Genomic DNA, 6,591 nt, shown 5'->3' with positions numbered 1-6,591 from the left:
AATAATGAAAATGGGGCTGAAGAATCAATTCTGATTCATCAGTCCCATAAATTATAGAGCCTTTTTTTCTTGTCATCGGAAATCGCTTTCTTCAAGCGCTGACTTGCGGTAAAATAGACAGTATCAGAATAATAAAGGATTGAGGGAAAAAAATGGCGATTTTAGTCTTTGATATGGGTGGTTCAGCAGTAAAATATGGCGTCTGGGCACAAGATTCTTTGGTGAGTAAAGGGAAGTTCACTACTCCAAATACTTGGGAGGAAATGAAAGCACAGCTGCAGCAAGTGAGGGCAAGCGTAGATGAAGAGATTGAAGGCGTTGGAATCAGTGCGCCAGGTGCGGTCAATGCCCAAGAACGGCGGATCGACGGCATTAGTGCGATCCCTTATATCCATGGGTTTGATATTTACTCAGAACTCGAAGCAGCGTTTGGGGTACCCGTAACCATCGAAAATGATGCCAATTGCGCTGGGATGGCTGAATTTTATCAAGGAGCGGGCAAAGAGTATCAGCAAGCAGCCTTCGTTGTGATCGGAACAGGCGTTGGCGGTACCCTGTTTCAAAATGGTGAGCTAGTCCGTGGGGCACATTTATACGGTGGCGAATTTGGGTTGATGATCCTAGATCAAGGCAAAACATTTTCGCAACTAGGGACAGCGGTTCAGATGGCCTGGCGGTATTGTGATCGGATCGGAGTGGATCGAACGACGATTACCGGTGAAGAGGTCTTTCAACGTGCAGAAGATGGCGATGCCATTGCGATCGAGGAAGTCAATAAATTTTACAACTATTTAGCACAAGGACTGTTCAGTATTCAGTTTGCTTTTGATCCTGAAGTGATCATTATCGGCGGTGGTGTCAGTGCCAAAAAAGGCTTGTTAGAAGAAGTTGACCAGCGCTTGAAAAAAATGTTGGCGGATCAAGCATTAAATGATTTCGTCCCACTGATCAAGCTATGTGACTATCGCAATGATGCCAATTTAGTTGGGGCGGCGGCAAATTTTCAAGCATTGTATCCACGAAATAGCCGCTAACATGAGGATGTAATGTTTTCAAACGTCCGTTTGAAAAAAAAAGTATCAAATCAAAGCGTATCGGCAGCAAGCAAAGGGGAAAAACCTTTGCTTGCTTTTCTTTTTATCCGAAAATTAGAAAAGCGATTCCATTGTTGCTGGATCAATGTTTTAAAAGCACCATTTTTTATCGGCGAAAAAAATAAATTCTGAATAGGTGAAATATTCTGATAATTCGTTGACATTTCCTAGATTTTTCAGTATATTGGATAACATATTCAGGGGAAGTAAAGGAGAGGAAAATTATGAAAAAGAAATTTGCATTTTTGTTTGCGAGTTTGTTTTTATTGACAGCTTGTAGTGCAGGACCAACAGGTGGACCAACGGATAGCAGTGGTGCTGCTGAAGGTGGCAATAAACAAGAGGGAGATACCATTAAGATTGGTGCCAACTTAGAGTTGTCTGGAGCAGTTGCTGCTTATGGGACGGCTGAAAAAGAGGGGATCGACTTAGCAGTCGAAGAAATCAATGCTGCCGGCGGCGTTCTTGGAAAACAAATTGAAATCATTTCGAAAGATAACAAATCAGATAACAATGAAGCTGCGACAGTAGCAGCCAACTTAGCAACCAATGATAAAGTCGTTGCCATTATTGGACCAGCAACTTCAGGTGCCACAAAGGCGGCTTTACCGAATGTGACGAGAGCCCAAGTACCGATGGTCACTCCTTCAGGTACCGATGATGCGATTACTTACACCAGTGGAAAAGTCCAAGAATTTGCGTTCCGTTCTTGTTTCCAAGATAGCTTCCAAGGAACAATCTTGGCAAAATATGCAGCAGAAAATTTGGATGCTTCAAAAGCCGTAATCTTGGGTGATAACTCAAGTGACTACGCAATTGGTTTGACGGAAGCATTTAAAGAAAGCTACCCAGGCGAAATCGTCTTAGAGGATAACTTTACTGAAGGCGACAAAGATTTCCAAGCAGTTCTTACAAGAATCAAAGATGTCGACTTTGATGTCTTGTTCATTCCAGGCTACTACACAGAAGCTGGTTTGATCATCAAGCAAGCGCGAGAATTAGGAATTGATCAAGCAATCATTGGTGCGGATGGATTCGGTGATGAAAAAATGGTTCAAACAGCTGGTGCAGAAAATGTCAGCAATGTTTACTATACAGGTCACTTCTCTACCAAAGCACCAGCAAACGACAAAGTTGAGCCGTTTGTGGCAGCTTTCAATGAAAAATATGGCAAAGAGCCTTCTGCTTTTAATGCATTAGCCTATGATGCTGTTTATATGATCAAACAAGCGATCGAAGATCAAAACTCAGCAGATTCATTGGCGATCGCAGCTGGTTTGTCTGAACTGAAAGACTTTGTCGGTGTGACCGGTGAAATCACGATGGATGAAAATCATAACCCTGAAAAATCAGCAGTTGTTTTAGGATTGACTGACGGGAAAGAAACCTCAGCAGACACTGTGGAACCTTAAAAAACCCGCAGTTGTTTGGCAGTGAAAACTGGGACAGACCTGATGTGTTTGTCTCAGTTTCTTTTCTCTAAAAGAATGACCATAATAAATGATATTGGAAGTGAGTATATGGAAATGATGATCCAACAATTGATCAACGGCTTGTTTCTAGGCAGTATCTATGCCTTGTTAGCGTTGGGTTATACGATGGTGTATGGCATCATCAAGTTGATCAACTTCGCCCACGGAGAAGTTTACATGATCGGTAGTTTTATCGGTTACTTTTTGATCAATCAATGGCAATTAGGGTTTTTCCCCGCGTTGTTCATTTCAATGATCGCCAGTGCAGCTCTTGGGGTAACGATCGAATTTTTAGCGTATCGTCCCTTACGCAATTCCACGCGAATTTCGGCACTGATCACGGCAATCGGGGTTTCTTATTTTTTGCAAAATGTCATGATCTTTTTCTTTTCAGCCAATGTGCGCCCCTTTCCGCAAGCGATTGAACGACAAACTTATTCCATCGGGTTTGTTCAAGTAAGTAATGTCCAGTTATTGATCTTGGCTGTTTCGGTTACCTTAATGATTCTCTTGCAATTGATCGTGAAAAAGACCCGTATGGGAAAAGCGATGCGGGCAGTAAGTGTTGATGCAGATGCAGCGCGTTTGATGGGGATCAATGTCAATCGAACGATTTCCTTTACCTTTGCCTTAGGCTCGGCTTTGGCTGCAGCTGGCGGGATGCTGATCGGTTTGTATTATAATTCCATTGATCCATCAATGGGCGTCGTTCCTGGTCTGAAATCTTTTGTTGCAGCGGTTCTTGGCGGGATCGGGATCATTCCTGGAGCAGCCTTAGGTGGCTTTGTGATCGGTTTGGTGGAAACAGCAGCGACAGCGCTTGGTTTTTCTGATTATAAGGATGCTTTAGTGTATGTCATTTTAATAATTATATTGTTGGTTCGTCCAGCTGGGATCCTCGGCAAAAATATCAAAGAGAAAGTGTAGGTGGCAGAAATGAAAAAGAATTTACGTTACAACTTAATCTGGCTCGCTCTGGCAGCTATTCTTTATTTTGGATTATTTGCAGCCTACAATGGCGGAATGATCAATTTGTTCTCTGATGCCATCATCGTCAATATCGGAATCAATATCATCTTGGCAGTCAGTTTGAATCTGATCATCGGCTTTTCAGGGCAATTCTCCTTAGGACATGCTGGATTTATGGCAATCGGTGCTTATGCTGGCGCGATCCTGTCGGCAAGCAATCCAACCTTTGGCGGCTTTTTAACTGGTTTACTGGTGGGGATGCTGGTTTCAGGTGCAGTCGCATTAGTGGTTGGGATTCCGACCCTCCGTTTAAAAGGCGACTATCTAGCGATCGCTACCTTAGGTGTGGCAGAGATCATTCGGATCTTGTTGGTGAACCTACGAGGCTTGACCAATGGTCCTGCAGGAATTTTCGGATTGCCCCAATTCAGTAATTGGCAGATCGTCTTTCTCTTTGCCGTTTTATCGATTCTTGTCGTGTCAAACTTTATCCATAGCGGACCAGGTCGGGCGACTTTAGCGATTCGGGAAGATGAGATCGCTGCAGAATCAATGGGGGTCAACACAACGAAATACAAGGTAATTGCGTTTGTAATGGGGGCAGTGATGGCAAGCATTGCTGGTACCCTTTATGCCAGCTATCAGCAGTCGGTTTTCCCACGAGATTACGGTTTTATGAAATCGATCGATGTATTGATCATCGTCGTTTTTGGAGGGCTTGGGAGTACCACAGGAGCAGTTGTCTCGGCAGTAGTGCTAGGAATCTTAAATATGTACTTGCAAGGCTTCTCTGATTTGCGCATGATCATTTATGCATTGGCTTTGATCATCATCATGATCTTTAAACCAAGCGGACTTTTAGGGACATGGGAATTCTCCGTAAAAGGACTGCTGGATAAATTTAGAAAAAAGGGGGATGACAACGATGCCTCTATTAGAAGTTAAAAGCTTAACGAAAAACTTTGGCGGTTTAGCTGCTGTTTCTCATGTAGACCTCCATTTAGATACCAATGAACTGGTCGGATTGATTGGACCAAACGGTGCTGGCAAGACAACGCTCTTTAATCTCCTGACAGGTGTGTATGAACCTAGTGAAGGGGAAGTGCTTTTTGAGACCCAAGGGAAGCCAAAACGTTTAAATGGCGTGAAGCCCTATAAAATTGCAGATTTAGGTCTTTCAAGAACCTTCCAAAACATTCGCTTGTTTAAAAATTTGACTGTGATGGACAACGTCTTGATTGCTATGAACAGTAAGCATAAAGAAGGACTGCTGACTAGCATCCTGCGTTTGCCAAAGTACTACAAAAACGAAGCGTCCATGAAGAAAAAAGCCTTAGAGCTGTTACGGATCTTTGATATGGATGGCAAAAGTCAAACGTTAGCGAAAAATTTGCCTTATGGCGAGCAGCGTCGGTTAGAGATCGTACGCGCATTGGCTACAGAACCAAAAATTCTGTTTCTTGACGAGCCGGCTGCGGGGATGAATCCTCAAGAAACAACAGAACTGACAAAGCTGATCTATAAGATCCAAAAAGATTTTCAATTGACGATCCTCTTGATTGAGCATGATATGAGTTTGGTCATGGAAGTGTGCGAACGGATTTATGTGCTGGAATACGGCCAAGTCATCGCCCACGGTGAACCAGAAGAGATCAAAAACAATCCGCGGGTGATCGAAGCTTATCTAGGAGGGGAAATCTGATGCTGGAAATTCAAAATTTAAGTGTACACTACGGCATGATCCAAGCGGTCCATGATGTTTCCTTCCACGTCAATCAAGGGGAGATCGTTTCACTGATTGGTGCCAATGGTGCAGGGAAAACCACGATTTTACGGACGATTTCTGGATTGATCCGCCCCTCAAATGGCTCAGTCACTTTTGAAGGAAAACGAATTGAGAAAGAAGCACCGCAAAAAATCGTCGCAAACGGCTTGTCGCAAGTGCCAGAAGGGCGGCACGTCTTTTCAGGATTGACGGTTCAAGAAAACTTAGAGATGGGCGCCTTCTTGCGTAAAGACAGTGGTGTCAAAGAAGACTATGAACAAGTTTACCGCAAGTTTCCTGTATTGAAAGAACGCCTCTCGCAAGATGCGTCGACATTATCTGGCGGTGAGCAGCAGATGTTGGCAATGGGGCGGGCATTGATGTCAAAACCGCGCTTGCTTTTGCTGGATGAGCCCTCGATGGGCTTGGCACCGATTTTTATCAAAGAAATTTTTTCAATCATTCAAGAAATCAAGCAGCAAGGAACGACTGTGCTGCTGATTGAACAAAATGCAAAAATGGCTTTATCGATTGCCGATCGCGGCTATGTATTAGAAACCGGGAAAATCGTTTTAGAAGGTACTGGAGAAGAATTACTAGCAAGTGATGAAGTAAGAAAAGCGTATCTAGGAGGCTAAACAATGAGTGTAAGTGATTTTATGACGAAGACGGTCGTCACCGTCGATTCGCAGACACCGATCTTTGATGCAGTAGATTTAATGAAGCAGCACGATATCCACCGTCTGCCCGTCGTTGACGATGATAAATTAGTAGGGTTGATCACAGAAGGAACGATCGCTGAAGCAACTCCCTCAAAAGCGACAAGCTTAAGCGTTTATGAAATGAACTATCTCTTAAATAAAACGACTGTCGCTGATATCATGTTGAAAAAAGTGACCACGATTGAACCAGATGCACTATTAGAGGACGCCATTTCCGTCATGCGTAGTGAAAACGTGGGGGTTTTACCAGTCATGGATGATGATACCCTAGTGGGAATCATTACCAACAATGATATTTTCGATGCCTTTTTGAAAATCACTGGCTACCATGATGGTGGAACCCGAGTGTCCATCGAGATCACGGATGACCATGTAGGCGTGTTAGCAGACGTGACCAAGCTGCTTGCCGATCATCAGATGAGTATTTTGACCATCGTAGTCAATCGGATGGCGCTAAAAACGATTGTTGAGATCCAAGTAGAGTCGCGCCAAGTCGCAGCGATTGAGAAAATCTTAAGCGATGCGGGGTATACCGTAACCAGTGCTGTCTTGACGAACCAGAAATGAGA

Annotated in this window: 7 protein-coding genes; all 7 read left to right on the top strand. The window is 43.6% G+C overall.

Features of this window, described 5'->3' with window-relative positions; all coding sequences use genetic code 11:
- The first annotated feature begins 152 nt into the window (after positions 1–152).
- The 7 genes from ECA1_RS14610 (at position 153) to ECA1_RS14575 (ending at position 6,589) form a co-directional block, all read left to right on the top strand.
- Positions 153–1,034, top strand: a complete 882-nt coding sequence (locus ECA1_RS14610) for an ROK family protein (RefSeq protein WP_005228730.1) — start codon at positions 153–155, stop codon at positions 1,032–1,034.
- A gap of 284 nt (positions 1,035–1,318) precedes the next feature.
- The gene (locus ECA1_RS14600) at positions 1,319–2,506 is read left to right on the top strand and encodes an ABC transporter substrate-binding protein (protein ID WP_010749790.1); all 1,188 of its coding nucleotides are present in this window, start codon (positions 1,319–1,321) and stop codon (positions 2,504–2,506) included.
- Between the two features lie 108 nt (positions 2,507–2,614).
- Complete coding sequence (locus tag ECA1_RS14595) at positions 2,615–3,493, top strand: branched-chain amino acid ABC transporter permease (protein ID WP_005228742.1); 879 nt, start codon at positions 2,615–2,617, stop codon at positions 3,491–3,493.
- A 9-nt stretch (positions 3,494–3,502) separates the two neighbouring features.
- Positions 3,503–4,480, top strand: a complete 978-nt coding sequence (locus ECA1_RS14590) for a branched-chain amino acid ABC transporter permease (protein WP_005228744.1) — start codon at positions 3,503–3,505, stop codon at positions 4,478–4,480.
- Positions 4,461–5,237, top strand: a complete 777-nt coding sequence (locus tag ECA1_RS14585; protein ID WP_015510179.1) for an ABC transporter ATP-binding protein — start codon at positions 4,461–4,463, stop codon at positions 5,235–5,237. Before ECA1_RS14590 ends, ECA1_RS14585 begins: the two co-directional genes overlap by 20 nt.
- A complete protein-coding gene (locus ECA1_RS14580) occupies positions 5,237–5,938 on the top strand; it encodes an ABC transporter ATP-binding protein (protein ID WP_015510178.1) in 702 nt (233 codons plus the stop codon). The genes ECA1_RS14585 and ECA1_RS14580 overlap by 1 nt, the downstream gene beginning before the upstream one ends.
- Before the next feature lie 3 nt (positions 5,939–5,941).
- Entirely contained in the window at positions 5,942–6,589 is a 648-nt protein-coding gene (locus tag ECA1_RS14575; RefSeq protein WP_060792870.1) for a CBS and ACT domain-containing protein, read from the top strand.
- Positions 6,590–6,591 lie beyond the last annotated feature (2 nt).

The sequence above is a fragment of the Enterococcus casseliflavus NBRC 100478 genome (assembly GCF_001544095.1).
GTDB classification, from domain to species: domain Bacteria; phylum Bacillota; class Bacilli; order Lactobacillales; family Enterococcaceae; genus Enterococcus_D; species Enterococcus_D casseliflavus.
The sequence above is the reverse complement of the archived record's forward strand: the minus strand, read 5'-3'. Positions and strand labels throughout refer to the sequence as shown.

Excerpts from the sequence above, each read along its gene's own strand:
- ECA1_RS14575 (WP_060792870.1), top strand. The coding sequence starts at position 5,942 with ATGAGTGTAAGTGATTTTATGACGAAGACGGTCGTCACCGTCGATTCG.
- ECA1_RS14600 (WP_010749790.1), top strand. The coding sequence starts at position 1,319 with ATGAAAAAGAAATTTGCATTTTTGTTTGCGAGTTTGTTTTTATTGACA.
- ECA1_RS14585 (WP_015510179.1), top strand. The coding sequence starts at position 4,461 with ATGCCTCTATTAGAAGTTAAAAGCTTAACGAAAAACTTTGGCGGTTTA.
- ECA1_RS14610 (WP_005228730.1), top strand. The coding sequence starts at position 153 with ATGGCGATTTTAGTCTTTGATATGGGTGGTTCAGCAGTAAAATATGGC.
- ECA1_RS14580 (WP_015510178.1), top strand. The coding sequence starts at position 5,237 with ATGCTGGAAATTCAAAATTTAAGTGTACACTACGGCATGATCCAAGCG.
- ECA1_RS14590 (WP_005228744.1), top strand. The coding sequence starts at position 3,503 with ATGAAAAAGAATTTACGTTACAACTTAATCTGGCTCGCTCTGGCAGCT.
- ECA1_RS14595 (WP_005228742.1), top strand. The coding sequence starts at position 2,615 with ATGGAAATGATGATCCAACAATTGATCAACGGCTTGTTTCTAGGCAGT.